A 15,158-nucleotide genomic window follows, 5' to 3' on the forward strand; every position below is an offset into this window, starting at 1 on the left:
CACACCTTATCGTGACGAATTAATCGATTTTTGTTTAAAAGGAGAACAACAGTATTTGGCTATTGGTTGGAGCCGAATATATGGTGAGGGAGAAGTATTAACTTATTCTGAATTTTATGAACGACTTCGTCAAGAGCCTGGTCGATTAAATACTGTGTTGAATATCTTTAAGGATACACATGAAGATAATTTGTTTTGGACACGTGATTTAGATGGTAATTATTGGATATGTAGAGCTAAAGGTGAGGTACTTACAAGGTGTGACAAAAGATTAGACATAGGAGCACTTTTACCGATAGATGCTTATAAATTCGGTATGCAAGTGCCAGGACAAATCAAAGCAGCATTCAACAGAGCTAATGCTGGCACGGCTCAGAAAATTTATGATGCTATTATAGTTGAGTACTCAAAAGCCATTTATAATAAACTATCTCAAACGAATCACTACGATGTTGCTCGTTTAGAAGGTAGTTTATTGGATAACCTGCCTGATTTTGATTTGGAAGAGCTAGTGATTTCCTATATACAGGTAAATTATGACTATTATGTTCTTTCGAATTCTATTGCAAGTAAATCGACGACTATAAAAGTGGAATGCGAGTTTTTATCTAGAGATCCTAAACGGGTGAGAAAGGCAGTTGTTCAAGTAAAGGGTAGAAAAGCCGAAGCACTCGATGCATTACAATTTGCTGATTTTACCCAGAATGGTTATGAAGTGTTCCTCTTTGCACCAGAAGTATTGAATGCTGATAAGGTGGATAATATTGTCGTTATTACGCCAAATGAATTAATTGACTTTTACGAGAATTATAAAGTAATACTTCCAGACTCCATCACACAGTGGGAGAATTTATACTAATCTAGTTTACTATTGGTGAATCAGCCTATAATTAAAGACACCTTTACTGGTGTTTTTTTACTTATGACTTCCATAGTAATGTCTATATCTATGAGCCTTTAGTCTATGCAAAGTATTCATATGCGTGTGTTGTATACCACTATGAGTTTTTTTAAAGGTTGTGATTTGACATTGATTGAAGACTATATCATTCAGCTTTGGGAGAATAAACTAAATAATAGGACATGAAAATGTCTTAACTGAAAAAACCTTATGAAGTCTTCTATAGGAAAAGTGTTCACTTAATTTGATAATTCAAGATTTACATAACTAAAAAGATTGACTAAAGAAAGAAAACATAAGATAATAGTACTAAAGGAGGCGTAATAATGGCAGTATTAACAAAATCAACTGAAATTAACGTGGGGGCAGAACAACGCTTAATCGAAGTCTTAATGGCTAAACCAAACCCCTCAAAGAGTGCTTTTGAACGTGTTCAGAATGCCAAAAAAAGTCCTCTGTTTACTGGTAAAAAATAATGCCTAAGTTAATAGACTTCAGATTTTGGGGTGGTGACTTTAATACAGCTACATCAAAATTTGATTGCGGTAATGAAGAAATTAACCAATATCTGAGAAGTAAATGTAGAGATGAGTTGACCCAATTTACTGAACGTTTGATTCTAGTTGCTGATGAAAAAAATATTTATGGGTTTATATCTGTATCGTTGAATGAGATGAGAACTTTGTTTTTTAAAGAACAGAATTTTTCTGTCATTCAAGTAAATGCAATTGGTATCGATTGGAATCACCAAAATAAGGGATTTGGCACACAGTTATTACTAACAGCTTTTCAGTTAGCATTAACTATTAATCAATTCATTCCGATTGGAGGACTGTTCCTAGTAGCCTTGTCAGAGGCATTTGAATTTTATGAAAAATTTGATTTAATAAACCTTAATGCACCACCGCAAATGGTCCCTATGCAAAATGAATTTCAAATGGTTATCTCAATACAACAGATAGAGTCGCTAGGTCTTTCACCTTTTACGGACTTCATAAATTTTTTCTGATAACTTTTTACCAGAAGGAAGATTAACGAGAACAATAGGTAAGAGCGTAAACTTTACTGACTTTATGAGTAATTTACCTGGACAGTAAGTTTAATATGTGATGTAAAATCAATTTAAGAAGAAAATGAGACAAGACAGTGACTTCAGAATAGCTACTGTCTTATCTCTTTTTTTACTTAAAGCCTTGATAGACTTGACAAATGGTAGAAAAGAGCCTACTTTGATTGATTTTATTAGTTCTATTGACAATTGCGCAGCTGAATTGGATAGTCGTCAATCTTGGAAAATTCGCTATCCTTTATCAACCATTCTATTTCTTGTCTTCGTTTGTCAGTTAGCAGGCATTAAAACCTGGAAGGAGATAAAAAATCTTATAGAAATGGATGAACCCTTATTTACGAACTACGTTGATTTGAGTGAAGGTTGTCCGTCTCACGCTTATTTTCTTACCCAAATCCAAACGATTAAGCACTGCTAAGCAAAATTTATTCATTACGTTCAAATTAATAGCTAAATGTTTATTCAAGGTCTTAATGGAATCTTCTCGAAAAACAACATCTTGCAGCCAGTGACCTCGGACATAGTCCGCAAATTCTCTAGCACTGACCTGACAACTCAATAGAAAGTAGCGGAACTCTTCACTTTCTTGTCTATTCTTATCAATATGGATACGAGCTAGTCCGATACTTTGAATATGCTTAAAATCAGAATGATTTTCCCTCAACCAACAATAATTTTCTTGCTCAGTACTCAGCTTAAAAAAGGGATAATATCCTCGTAAAATGTCTTATGATTCTCTTTAACGGCTAAGCAATAATCGCCTTTTTTCTTGATAATCTTATTGGTAATTGTAGTCTGAGTCCCCATCGCATCTATATTGGCCATACAACCCTCAACTGAAATTATATCCAATAATTCTAGGATAGCAGTAATTTCATTACTCTTCTCATTAGTCACTACTTGGCCATAAAGAATCCCCAAATCAGTCGAATGCGCGGTCACAGTTTGCAGATCTTTCTGCGTATCACTGCTATTACCTCGAATAGTTTTACCGTCAATGGCTACGAGTTGTTTGGAAAAGCTAAACAAAATCTTAGAGGACAAGTCTGCTTTTTCTAGAATTTTTGACTTCAGTAGTGTCACTTCTACTAAAAACTTGGGAATCTAAGGTTGCAAAGACTCGTTGAAGCGTGTCGTGTTAGGGAATTCCATTTTCTAGACTCAACACGGTCCATAAAGAGGACTCATAGGCATTCCGAAATACATCTATATTATCCAATGCTTCCGTACCTGACAAGCTGCAAAGAAGATGAGAAGGACAATGTTAGATAACAAATGTTTGATTTCCCATGACTCTCTATTATCTTGGACACTGACTAAGAAATTGATTATTCTATCCATAATAATATCCTCTACTATCAGTATAGCGAAGAATTTGAAATTGTCTCATGAAACTGTTTTCAAATAACGAAATTTTCTTCATGAGTTTGTCGTGTAGCTTGTGTTTTTGAAAAGAAACAAATTGATAAAAATGATACAATGGAACTATCTAATCGTTTTAGATTGTAACAAATATGAGAAGCATAATAGTGAATTTGATAATTTTTTTCATGCTTAGAACTCCTTCTTATTATATTGGAGATATTGTAGCATATTACTAAATTCTAAATCTTCTGTTTTGTATATCTGTAAAAGAGAGGGGATATATTGAAAGATTTTGGGAAAATTTTTAAAATATTACGAGAATCAAAAAACTTTTCTTTAAGAGAGGCCTCAGAAGGCACTATATCTATGGCACAATTATCAAGGTTCGAGAGAGGGCTGAGTAGTGTATCTATTGATTCATTTTTTCAATGTTTGGATAATATAAACGTACTGTTAGATGAGTTTCAAGCTATATATAATAATTATACTTTAACAGATGACATTAGGTTTAATAAAGAGTTATTTGAAGCATATCTAAATAATAACTATTTGAAATTAGATAAATTCTTAAATGATTTAGAGATGGAAAAACTCAAGTATCCTAATAAAAAATCTTTATATTTAAATAGTGTAATAGTGAAAATAGTTATATATACATGTGATCAAAGCAGAAAAGTTCCTAAAAAAGATGTAAACTATTTAGTTGATTATCTTTTTTCGGTTGAACAGTGGGGACGGTATGAATTGTGGTTGTTCATTAATAGTGTGAACGTTCTTACTATTGATACCTTAGTAACTTTGTCGTCTGAAATGCTTAGTCGAGTGCAATTTTACGACGAGTTGTTAGAGAATCGCAGAAAGGTTTATCAAATGCTTTTAAATGTTGTTACGATCTGCATTGAAAGTGACTGTCTAGCTCAAGCACTAAAATTTATGAAAATTTTAGATTCTCTCCAATTATCGGAAGCAGATATATTTGAGAGAATTATACTTCGTTTTAATAAAGCATTTTATTCTTTTAAAAGAGGAGATAAAGCTTCAATGAAATTGATGTTAGAATATATCGATATGTTAAAAAGGTTGGATTGTATAGGAACCGCAGACAAATTATTTAGTTCAATAAGTGATTTTGTGAATATGTAAAAAATAAAGGAAGATACAATTGAAGTTATAGAATAAGATTGAGGTGACGACCTCAGTCTTATTTTTTATGGAGGAAGAATTATGTATCAAAAACCAACAATTGAAAAAATTGAAGATACTAAGATTATTGCTACAGTTGTGGCAACTATCTTTGCTTAAACGATCATTCAATTTTTTTACGGGACGAAATATGGAACAAAAGTACTTTTGTTCCATATTTTTATAATTTTGAGGTTGATAAAATGTTAAAAAAACAGAAATTGTCACTAACAGTTCTTACGTTATTATTGTTGAGTGATATTGGTATACTTGGTTTTGGTCAATATTTTTTTAGGATACTATTTTCATTTTTTTTATTAGTTGTAGTTATTACTTTTTTACCATTATTAAGACAGAAAATTAATTATTCTTACTGGCTACAAGTAATTTTTTTTGGGCTACCAATGTTGCTCCCAGCTTTTTTGTTTCAAGTCAAGAGGATTTCATTCGCTGTAGGGGACTCAATGAGCTTCATAAGTTTTTTGTTAAGTTTTATTTTCTTAATAGTAACTTTAATTCTGTTACATTGTAAGGATTATGAGATGAAGCTATCAGGTCCCACTTTTAATTTAAATCTCTTAAAAAGAGAGGTATTTTTAACTATTTTAGCTATGTTATATAGTATTTTTGCAGAAGAGATGTATTTTCGCTTCTTTATTCTTAGTGAGTTGAAGGACTACAACAATTATTTAAGAATTCTGATTTTAATATTTTCTGGTTTTTTATTTGTCAGTGCACACTATTTAAATAGATGGGCAACGACAATGTTTACTTATAGAAATTATGTATCACAGTTTATTCTGAGTATGCTTTCTGGAAACATTTTTTTGATGACAGACTCACTATTTTATCCTTTAATATTGCACATAACCTATAACTTTCCAGAAATATTTTTTATTTTAAAGAGATTGAAATATCAGCAACGACATTATGAAAATGATGAACCTTTCTTTGATGATTATTAGAATAGGAGTATCTATAGAAATGTTAAATATAATTAAATCTGTGTATAAAAAAAATCGTGTCTCAATGTTACGTGCATACCCCATCTCATTTATTCTTCAACGTGTTTTAAGTTCAATTTTTGCTTTATTAACGCCAGTGCTACTATATTATTTTGTTTTCAATGGAAAAATTGGGAATGAGTTTTCTAATAAGGCTTCAGGAATGAACTATTTATTGTTTGTTTCACTGGGATATGGGGCTTATGCAGTTTCTATTGCAACATTGATGAATGTTGGACGAAGTCTTATTTTAGAGATTCGCGAAGGAACTATTGATTCGTTTCTTCTATCTCCAGCTTCTAGATTGGGTTACTTTCTAGGGACTTTCGTAGAACAACTTGGACGATCAATTATAGAATTTTTTTTAGTTATCATTTTTTCAGTATTCCTAGGAGTTAGATATAATTTTGAAAATATTATTAGTATGTTTTTATTAGTATTTTTTATTGCAATAGTGAGTTTTTCAATGACTTTAATCCTTTCCAACATTATGGTATATACAAGGGATACGTTCATAAGCCAAAATACACTTTTTATTATATTAAGTTTTTTATCAGGAGTATCATTTCCTGTTACTTATCTTCCAAAGCAATTACAATTTTTTAGTAATTTAATACCTTTGACTCATGCGATTAATGTTTTACGAGATGTATCTACTGGCAATATCGGTACATCTACGGTATTTTCAAGTATTCTAGCAATTATAGAAGGAGTGATTATTTTTTATTTAGGATATAGATGGTTTGAAAAATTAGAAAGAAAGCTAATTGAGGAGGTCTTTTCATAAATGTTAGAAATGAAACAAGTGTATAAAAGTTATTCTGAAAATAGTGAAAAAAACTTTTTTAAAAGATTTTTAAAAAAAGATAGACAAAGAAGAGATGTTATTAAGGGAATTGATATACAAATTCCTAAAGGAAAAATAGTGGGATTACTTGGCATAAATGGTGCAGGGAAAACAACTACTGTTAGAATGCTCTCAACATTACTAACGCCTAGTAAAGGTGAGATACTAATTGATGGTATTAATATTAATAGTGATGAAAAAGGTACTAAAAAAAGGATTAACGTTATCTCTGGGGGAGAGCGAAATTTATATTGGAGATTGACAGGAAAAGAAAATTTAGAATATTTTGGAAGTCTATATGGGATTGATAAAAAAGAACTAAATAATCGAATTGATAAGTGTTTAAAACTTGTTAAATTAGAGGATTCTTCAGATATTCCTGTTGAAAAGTATTCCAAAGGAATGAAGCAAAGACTTCAAATTGCTAAAGGTTTAATAAATAATCCAGAATATATTTTATTAGATGAACCTACCTTAGGATTGGATATTGTAATTGCAAAAGAGCTACGACACTATGTTCTAAAACTTGCAAAGGAATTAAATAAAGGAATTCTTTTAACAACTCATTATTTAAAGGAAGTAGAAGAGTTATGTGATTATATTTACTTATTGGATAATGGGAAAATTTTAAATGAGGGTTCTCCATCTGAAATAGTCAAAAGTGTTAGTCCAGAAAAAATTGTAAAAGTTAAATTTGTTAAAAAAGACAAAAAAGATGTGAAAGATGCAGTTGATAAATTAGATATCCCTATTAAGTGTACTTGGGATAATGATGAGTCAATTATTCTAAAATCAAAGAAAAATATTATTCAAGAATTTATATCTGTATGCAGTAGTTATAGTAGCATTTCTATTGAATCCATAAGTATAGTTGAACCATCACTAGAAGATTCATTAATGGAGATTTGGCATGATAAATATTAAAGAAGAATTTATAATGTTGAAAGCAGAAATTGTAAAACAACAAAAGAATTATCAAAATTCGTTAAGTAATATTATGTCCTTAATAGTTTGGCCAATTATAATTTTTTTCCAGACTTTTTATACTTATAAATCATTTGATTTATATTTTCTTAAAAGATTTGGAATAGAAAATCAAACGGATTTGTTAATATTTCTTATTACGGGGACATTGGTATATAACTGTTATTGGTCAATGGTACAAAGTGCTTTTCTATTAACATTTGAACGACAAAATGGAACTTTAGAAGCGGTTTTTATAACTCCTACTTCTTTAACTAATTTCTTGTTGGGACGTGCTTTAGGTGGAATTTTAACGAATATTGGAATGTTTTTATCCTTTATTATTATTTTGTTTGTAATAGTTGGAACAGTTTCAGTTGAGTTGATTTGTTCTTGTTTACTATCATTAGTGGTGATTATTATTTCATCAGCCATTTGGGGGGCTTTTATAAATTCACTATTTTTAACTTCTAGAGATTCAAATTACTTGTTTACAATTTGTGATGAGCCTATGAGAATTTTATCTGGGACAAGTATTCCAGTAAGTGCATTTCCAGTAATTGGAAGAATTGTATCATTTATTTTTCCATCAACGTACTGTTTATATATGGTTAGAGGAATATTTTTTAAAGAGCATGTATCACCAAATATTTGGGCAGGCTTCATAATGGTTTTATCGTGCTTGGTGATTATTACTATTATCATTTCAAAAGAAGCTTATAAGAGAAATAAGGTAACTGGAAAATTATTTGTTTACTAATTGAAAAGGAGAGAGGATTATTTGTATGTATTCAAAAAGTTTAAAGGCTTATTTAGCAAAGGTTGACGGGAAATTCATTATTACTGATACTATTGACGTTTATGAAGTTAATGAAGTTGGAGCTAGAATTTTTGATTTATGTAATGGTAAGAATACGGTGGAAGATATTGCAATTGTTTTAGCAAAAAAATATGGAGTAAATGAGGAGATCGTATTGGAAGATGTAAAAAATTATGTTTCTATTCTTCTAAACAAAAACTTTATTCTCAAAAACTAGGGGAGAAAAATGATTGAAAAAGAGTATAAATATTTAATAAGTGAAGAAGAGTTTTCATTATTAAAACAAAAATTAAATCCAGAGAAATTCATTGTTCAGGAAAACTATTATTTTGATACAGAAAATTTGGAATATTTCAAACATAATATGACTGTTCGAATTAGGAAGAAGGAAAATCTGCAACTGCAGATAAAGAATAAAGAAAAAGTAGGCTCTTATATTGAAAGTACTGAACAGCACTTTGATTTATCTTTGAAAGAAGTTCCTAGTGAGATAAATTTAAACACATTAGAAACTCAAGCAAATTGTTCAGGTTTACCTCCAATTGTCTGTCTGATAGGAAAATTAAAAACGGAAAGATATATAACATATTACCAAGATATAAAAATTTGTTTAGATAAAAATTTTTATCATGACAATGTAGATTTTGAATTGGAGTTGGAGTTTCAAGATAGAGATACAGTATTAAATTTTATAAGACTATTTAACTTTAATCACACTATAAATAAAGTAGGAAAATATGAGCGCTTTTTATCTTATAAGAGGAGAGGATAACAATGACTACAAAAGAGGAAATTATCAACAAAGTTTTATTAGATAAATATTTAAGTTTAAAAACAATTACCGATAAATTATCCCAGGCTACTGAAGATTCTGCAATCCTATTGTACACATCATTTTTAGAGAGACTTGGTAATAAAAATTCTGATATTGATGTATATGTTTTTTTGAAAGACGAACAGAATTTTAAAAACCAGAACATGAGAAGGTATGGTAATTGTTTAGGGGTTGAAGTTATTAGAGTAGGAGAAATTGAACTTGATGTTGAATATTGGTCTATTAACGCAGTTGAAGAACTGATAGAAAATCTTATAAATACTAGGGGGTTGGTAGGTAGTTATGAAGAATTGAAATTACTTTTAAGAATCTATCATGGCTTCTTTATTGATAGGAATGAGGTAAGTGAACAGCTACTTTATTTATTGGAAACATCAAATTTTCTTGAGTTGATTACAAATAGAATTTCTCTAGAAGCGAGATCATACTATGATGATAGTTTAAAGATGTTTGAAGTTGGTGAATATACTTTAGCACTTGATTGTGCAAGACGAGCATTATGGGAATGTGCTTCATTATTAAATGCTAAAAATGGGAAACCCAACCTAAAGAGTAAATGGATTTCAAAAATTTATATTGACAATAGAGGATACGGTAATCAAGAACTACTTGAAAGATATATAAGTCTTCAGATTTATTCTACTGTAAATGAACAGAACTTAAACGCCGTCCTTTTAGATATGTTATCACTGACTCAGGATATGCTTAATTCAACAGTTTTTTAATAAGGAGAGTTTATGGAGAAAATACAAACATTAACTATACCAAATAAATATAAGAAAAGTTTAAATTACTCCAGTTTAATGGTAAAAAATCATTCAATGGGAAAGTATTTAAAACAGTACCTTGAATTGAAAGTTCATCATTTATTTAAAAATATATCAGAGAATAATGAAATAACAATTATCCCAGATTTTAGTCGAAATGCTGTAATTTCCAGTATTGAAAAGAATGATAAACTATTTAACTACATGCGACCTACAGTAACAATAGAAAAAGGAAAATATATTGTTCACTGTTATCCAGGAGTTGATTACGTATTTCACTATTTTTGTATTCTAAAATCCTACTTTGAGATAATAAACAAAAATGTTAATGTAAACTACTTTCTTCCAGAAAGTGAAGATTGTTTTAAAACATTAGAAAAATCAAATCTTAAAGAATTACCAAAGGCTAAAACAATAATTTTAGGCTATGTAGATCCAATTGGAAATTTGAATTATGATTGGGAAGGCGAAGGGGTATTTAAGTGGAAAAGATTTGATACAAAGAGTGGTAAATCTACTTTATTATTGGGATGTGAACATACTTATTGGGGAGATATTTCAGGTTGCCTAGTTTCAGAGTTAGCTAGTATTGGAGTAGATACTGTTATTTATGTTGGAAAACTAGGTGGTTTGAAGAGTAATTTTATTCCTAACGAGAGCATTGCAACAGGAAATGTAAGTTTTATTCCAAATATTGGTAAAATTGAGTGGAATAACATTTTTTCTAGTGATGATAGTTTAAACATATATGAAGGTGAGCATGTAACATTACCATCTGTTTTGCAAGAAACAGAAAATTGGTTGGATCTTCTTAATAATGATGGAAAATATGATTTTGTAGACCCTGAGATAGGTCATATGGCGAGAGCGGCAAATAAATTAAATATTAGATTTTCTTTTTTACATATTATTTCAGATAATTTAGAGTTGAGGTATGGAGAGAATTTATCAAATGAAAGAAGGGAAGATATTCGAGAGAAGAGAAAAAAGTTATTGGAAACAATTCAATCTATTCTATATCAGAAATTATAGGATTCATGAGAAACAAAGTGAATTTTGAGGAGTTAAAGAATGATAATTCAAACTATAAATCATATCACAGATATTGAGGGTTTAGAGAAGTTATTACGTGAGCTGAAAAGCATTGGGATTGATGGTGTGCGTATTAATCTTTCAAAATTACCGCAAGATGAAATAAGTAAAAAAATAAAAAAACTTTATCCTATATTTAATAACTTTAATTTAGAAATTTATTTAGATTTTCCTTATCCTAAAGGTAAGGCGAGGATAAGGGAGACAAACTTTTGCGATGATACAGGATTTAGATTTGAAATTCAGAAGGGTGAAGTATATACTATTACAATTTCACACGAAATTTATAGCACAGAACCTAACTGCATTTTACTCGATGAGAATACAATTTTCAGTTCAGAGGAAGGTGAATTAAAATTTTATTCGGATGGGGAAGGTGGTTTTTTGGTTCGTGAGAAGAAGACAAATTATCTTAAAGTAGAAGCTGTTAATTCATTTGAGGGCTATATTGGAAAATCGATTCAATGCGGATATATAGAAATAGAGAAAGATTTTGAAGATATTATTCAACAAATTAATTATCCCGATGTGAAATATATTTTTTCCTTTATAGAAAATTCGAGTGAGATTAGAAATCTAGCTTCTAAAATTAGCGGTAGTATTATACCTAAAATAGAGACAAAATTAGCAGTACAAGATATTCAAGATATTGTGGAGGAAAGCGATGAAATTCTAGTTGCACGTGGCGATCTAGCGCTTGATATTACATTATCAGATTATTTAGACTCAATAAAAAGAGTAGTAAATGAGTGTAAAGGTAAGAAAGATATTATTTTTTGTACGGATGTTTTAGCGTGTAGTGGTAATAGACTGGTGCCGTATCGCTCAGAAATATTTGATTTATTTTTGATAAAATCTTTAGGGTGCGATAAAATTGTTCTTCCTTGTTCTAAAGAGATAAATTTGCTTACAAAAGGTGAAAAAAGCCCTAATGAAATTATGAAAAAAATTAAGAAAGAGTTGACTTCAAAGGTTGAAGTTATTAATAAAATTGTATTTTAAATATGAGGTAAGTATATGGAAGGAAAGTTGATTACATTTGAAGGAATTGATGGAGTTGGCAAGACAACTGTTTCAAAAAAAGTATCAGATAGATTGAAAGAACAAGGAATGAATATAGTATATATTAATAAAAAGGACATTAATATATATGAATCAGAGTACGTTAGGAATCATATGAATACTATAAAAACTGTACTATGGGACTATAATCCTAAGGAGAGACTATTTGATTTGGGTGATAATCATTGGTTATATCTAAATCTCGCATGGTTTTCGACTTTGTATGATTACGCGATAAAAAAAGAATTGAGTAAAGGAAATCTTGTGCTTACTGATGGTTGGTATTACAAGCTTTATTCACGCTTTGTTATTAAAGGAAAATATGCTCAAAATGTTTTAGATGATATTTTTTTCAATGTTCCTGAACCAGATTTTGTATATTATTTGAATGCAGGTTTTTCGACAATTTTATCTCGAAGAACGGAATTTTTGCCAACTGAATTTGGTGAGATGGATGCTAATAAAAAGTTGTTAACAGATAAAACAAATAAATTTATTGACTATCAAGCTAGAGTAAAAAGTGTTTTAGATAGTTTATCTGAACAAAAAGGTTGGGAATTTTTCTTGAATGAACAACTAGAAGAATGTGTTAATGGTATAACAACAAGTATATTGACTAAATTTAGAACTAAAAATATATAATACACTAAAAACGGTGGGAGACTCTGCTTCAGATTGAAAATTTAGCTGTTACAAATGACTTTTAAACTGTGATTTGTGTATCAAAGTTTTGAAACAGAAATAAAATAAATTGGAAGCAAATTTCAAATTGGACATGACGAAGAGCGCTCCGCTGTCCTAGGAACGCTCTTACTCCGTATTTTTGATATTCTTTAACCCAACTATTTAAACTATTTAGATAAATTTCTAAAGTCGGACTAACGTTCTTGACATAATGATTTTCCTCGTTTTCACTTTACTTTGTGTCTACTTTATTATAATAAGTCCAAAGGATTGAATTCTATATTCCATAGGATTCAGTCCTTTTAATTTTTCTTTGATACATTGTTATTGTAATAATAAATATATTTTATAATAACTTGTTCCAGATCGTTTAATGCCCCATAGTCTTTATCATAGTAATAAAACATCTCTGATTTTAGGATGCCATTGTCTGGACTGCTTACTTTTTGTGGTATAGATGGACGAATATCTTTTAATTTAGGTAATAATGATAATAGTTGTGTTGATATTGCCAACCTCGATTACTATGTAATATAGGTTCGTAAAAGCATTTTTCTGAATAAGCTTTATCAAGCACAGTTTTAACTTGACTTAAGTTAGTAGAACGTGAAATAGTAAAGCTAATAAATTCACTATTATAACCATCTCTCTAATTGTTTCTCTTGCCCTCTCTAGAGCGCATCGTTACTTTATTCTAATCACTTTAAACTTTTTTAGGAAGGTAACCTTAGCTATCAAGAGTTAATTTTCCTCTTGTTTCATAACAATAGTATAACTTTTTTTCTTGCATTGGAAAAGTCAATTTGTAAGAATGTTCTTACTTGGAATGGCGTAGCTTAGAGTGGCATTCTCTCTGGAATTGACCTCTAATTGTTTTTCTAGTTTACTAATGCTAACCCCTTTCTTGTTTTAGTCCATATATCTCAAACTTACTATTTAAACTTAATTCAAAATAGAAAAAACACCCCAATTGTTAAATTTTGTGTCCAACTTTTGAGGTGCTGTTCATTTACAAGTGCTTTTGGATTTCTAGACGCATAAATCGTTTTAGCGTCTGTTTTCCTAGGATGTTCTAAGTGTGGAGAATGACCTTGCGCTAATTATGACACCTCAATGAGGCATAAAAAGAGAAGTACAGTACAAATATATACTGTGGAATGAAACTAGACACAAAACTGTTTGTAACTATTGAAGTCTTCAAAATATCTCGTTATGGAGTTTCCTTCGTTATTTTAATGGAAAAACAATTTAATTTATTCAATAATTTCTATATAAAGATTAGGCCAAAATTCAATCCAATTTTTTTTTCTAATTCTTTCGTTATAAACTACTTGTCGTTCTTTATCAAAAGAGTAATGTGGTGTAGGAGAGACTTTAAAATTAATCAAATCTTCTGTTCCATAGGGGGTGAACAGTTCTAATTCCTGATTGTTATCTAGTCTAGCAGCTATCGCCGTACACTTTTCGGGAAATTTCGAAACAGCATCTGTAGAACTAGTATATTTTTCGGTATTAGGACTATGGATATTCATATAGTATTGATTTTTTATTTCCCAATTATATCTAGGATATTTCTTTTTAATTTCGTTTTCTATTGAAACAGTTTGTTCATATGATATATTCTTATCAAAGAATATGACATCTATATCCGAAAAATTGATATCTGAAGATATATTCCTTTCACTAAGATAGTCCCAAATATAATTACGTATAGTTCCTGCACAAAGCCAACAGTCCTTAAGCTGAAAAGAGTAAATAATCTTTAAAAGTTCCATTAGTTCTGAGTTCTTTTTAATTATTTTTCCTAAATTAGCCATTTTAACCTCTGTTTCTTTTTGCATTAAAGAGATGGACTTGATAAAATAAAGTTGCGAATCTTATGTAGAAAGGCTACATCATGCAAGTTAACTATAACACAAATCAGATGACATTGCTACTAGACCCTCCAGTGTCTTACCACCAAATCATGTGGTCTTTATGGTTGAGAAGATGGTTAACGATGTGGAAGAACATTATTTTGGTTTTTTGTCAACTGTAGTGGGTGACGAAAAGCTAACCTCTAGAGAGGATCTGATAGGTCTTCTCTTTTTTTATGTTCAGAGTGATGAAGACACGTTTCTTAAAGTTGATGAAGTTTCTAAAACCGAAGCCCAACCGTTTGATGTCTTTAATCAACTTATTAGTTGCTTCAATTTTTGCGTTTGAATAGTCTGTTTCTAGTGCATTCTTGATGTATTGCTTGTGTCTAAGAAAAGTCCTAAAGACCATTTGAAAGTAGTGCTTGACCTTGCTCATGTTCTCCTCTATTAATTCAAAAAACTCATCTACTCTCTTCTCCTGAAAGTGAAAAAGTAAGAGCTGATAGAGGTTATAATAATTGGCGAGTTCTTCTGAGAAATTCAGTGTCTTCTCAACGACTTCATGTGGGCATAATGTTTGACGGAAAGTCTTTGAATAGAAAGAATTGAGAGATAACTTACGGCTGTCCTTTTGAAAGAGTCGCCAGTGATTTTTCAAGGCTCGATAGGGTAGAGACTTCTTATCAAACTGGTTCATAATCGCAATTC

General features: G+C 30.3%; 15 protein-coding genes and 4 pseudogenes. 15 read left to right on the plus strand and 4 right to left on the minus strand.

Annotated elements, in window-relative coordinates; genetic code table 11:
* The 4 genes and pseudogenes from HMPREF2637_RS10750 to HMPREF2637_RS02875 all read left to right on the plus strand — a co-directional run.
* A partial coding sequence (locus HMPREF2637_RS10750) for a ribonuclease D (protein WP_141760010.1) occupies window positions 1–859 on the plus strand: 859 nt, incomplete at its 5' end.
* Between the two features lie 368 nt (window positions 860–1,227).
* Window positions 1,228–1,377 (plus strand): hypothetical protein, encoded by a 150-nt coding sequence (locus tag HMPREF2637_RS11245; protein ID WP_155267079.1) that lies wholly within the window; start codon window positions 1,228–1,230, stop codon window positions 1,375–1,377.
* Window positions 1,377–1,910, plus strand: coding sequence for a GNAT family N-acetyltransferase (locus HMPREF2637_RS02870; protein WP_070839026.1), 534 nt, complete (start codon window positions 1,377–1,379; stop codon window positions 1,908–1,910). Before HMPREF2637_RS11245 ends, HMPREF2637_RS02870 begins: the two co-directional genes overlap by 1 nt.
* 220 nt (window positions 1,911–2,130) lie before the next feature.
* Window positions 2,131–2,346 (plus strand): annotated as a pseudogene (locus HMPREF2637_RS02875) (transposase family protein); the annotation flags it as partial.
* Here the strand turns inward: HMPREF2637_RS02875 and HMPREF2637_RS02880 are convergent.
* Window positions 2,302–3,314: pseudogene (locus HMPREF2637_RS02880) on the minus strand (ISAs1 family transposase). The pseudogenes HMPREF2637_RS02875 and HMPREF2637_RS02880 overlap by 45 nt on opposite strands.
* Window positions 3,315–3,617: 303 nt before the next feature.
* Here HMPREF2637_RS02880 and HMPREF2637_RS02885 point away from each other — a divergent pair.
* The 11 genes from HMPREF2637_RS02885 (at window position 3,618) to HMPREF2637_RS02935 (ending at window position 12,549) form a co-directional block, all read left to right on the plus strand.
* Window positions 3,618–4,478, plus strand: a complete 861-nt coding sequence (locus HMPREF2637_RS02885) for a helix-turn-helix domain-containing protein (RefSeq protein WP_083320393.1) — start codon at window positions 3,618–3,620, stop codon at window positions 4,476–4,478.
* 242 nt (window positions 4,479–4,720) lie between these two features.
* Window positions 4,721–5,482: a CPBP family intramembrane glutamic endopeptidase gene (locus HMPREF2637_RS02890; protein WP_070839030.1), complete on the plus strand. Its 762-nt coding sequence runs from the start codon at window positions 4,721–4,723 to the stop codon at window positions 5,480–5,482.
* A 19-nt stretch (window positions 5,483–5,501) separates the two neighbouring features.
* A complete protein-coding gene (locus tag HMPREF2637_RS02895; RefSeq protein WP_070839057.1) occupies window positions 5,502–6,308 on the plus strand; it encodes an ABC transporter permease in 807 nt (268 codons plus the stop codon).
* Window positions 6,309–7,292, plus strand: coding sequence for an ABC transporter ATP-binding protein (locus tag HMPREF2637_RS02900; protein WP_070839031.1), 984 nt, complete (start codon window positions 6,309–6,311; stop codon window positions 7,290–7,292). It abuts the gene before it with no gap.
* Window positions 7,279–8,091: an ABC transporter permease gene (locus tag HMPREF2637_RS02905; RefSeq protein ID WP_070839033.1), complete on the plus strand. Its 813-nt coding sequence runs from the start codon at window positions 7,279–7,281 to the stop codon at window positions 8,089–8,091. Before HMPREF2637_RS02900 ends, HMPREF2637_RS02905 begins: the two co-directional genes overlap by 14 nt.
* Before the next feature lie 25 nt (window positions 8,092–8,116).
* Window positions 8,117–8,368, plus strand: a complete 252-nt coding sequence (locus HMPREF2637_RS02910; RefSeq protein ID WP_070839035.1) for a PqqD family protein — start codon at window positions 8,117–8,119, stop codon at window positions 8,366–8,368.
* 9 nt (window positions 8,369–8,377) lie between these two features.
* The gene (locus HMPREF2637_RS02915; RefSeq protein ID WP_070839037.1) at window positions 8,378–8,923 is read left to right on the plus strand and encodes a CYTH domain-containing protein; all 546 of its coding nucleotides are present in this window, start codon (window positions 8,378–8,380) and stop codon (window positions 8,921–8,923) included.
* Window positions 8,924–8,925: 2 nt separating this feature from the next.
* Complete coding sequence (locus tag HMPREF2637_RS02920; protein ID WP_070839039.1) at window positions 8,926–9,711, plus strand: hypothetical protein; 786 nt, start codon at window positions 8,926–8,928, stop codon at window positions 9,709–9,711.
* Between the two features lie 12 nt (window positions 9,712–9,723).
* On the plus strand, window positions 9,724–10,785 hold the full coding sequence (locus HMPREF2637_RS02925; protein WP_070839041.1) for a hypothetical protein: 1,062 nt from the start codon (window positions 9,724–9,726) through the stop codon (window positions 10,783–10,785).
* Window positions 10,786–10,824: 39 nt separating this feature from the next.
* Window positions 10,825–11,847 (plus strand): pyruvate kinase, encoded by a 1,023-nt coding sequence (locus HMPREF2637_RS02930; protein ID WP_070839043.1) that lies wholly within the window; start codon window positions 10,825–10,827, stop codon window positions 11,845–11,847.
* A gap of 15 nt (window positions 11,848–11,862) precedes the next feature.
* Window positions 11,863–12,549, plus strand: a complete 687-nt coding sequence (locus HMPREF2637_RS02935; protein WP_070839045.1) for a dTMP kinase — start codon at window positions 11,863–11,865, stop codon at window positions 12,547–12,549.
* A 285-nt stretch (window positions 12,550–12,834) separates the two neighbouring features.
* Here the strand turns inward: HMPREF2637_RS02935 and HMPREF2637_RS11475 are convergent.
* From HMPREF2637_RS11475 to HMPREF2637_RS02945, 3 genes and pseudogenes are all read right to left on the minus strand, one after another.
* Window positions 12,835–13,237: pseudogene (locus HMPREF2637_RS11475) on the minus strand (IS3 family transposase); the annotation flags it as partial.
* Between the two features lie 607 nt (window positions 13,238–13,844).
* On the minus strand, window positions 13,845–14,408 hold the full coding sequence (locus HMPREF2637_RS02940) for a nucleotidyltransferase family protein (RefSeq protein WP_070839047.1): 564 nt from the start codon (window positions 14,406–14,408) through the stop codon (window positions 13,845–13,847).
* A 242-nt stretch (window positions 14,409–14,650) separates the two neighbouring features.
* A pseudogene (locus tag HMPREF2637_RS02945) lies at window positions 14,651–15,158 on the minus strand (transposase); the annotation flags it as partial.

The organism is Streptococcus sp. HMSC065H07 (assembly GCF_001837325.1).
Lineage (GTDB): Bacteria > Bacillota > Bacilli > Lactobacillales > Streptococcaceae > Streptococcus > Streptococcus salivarius_H.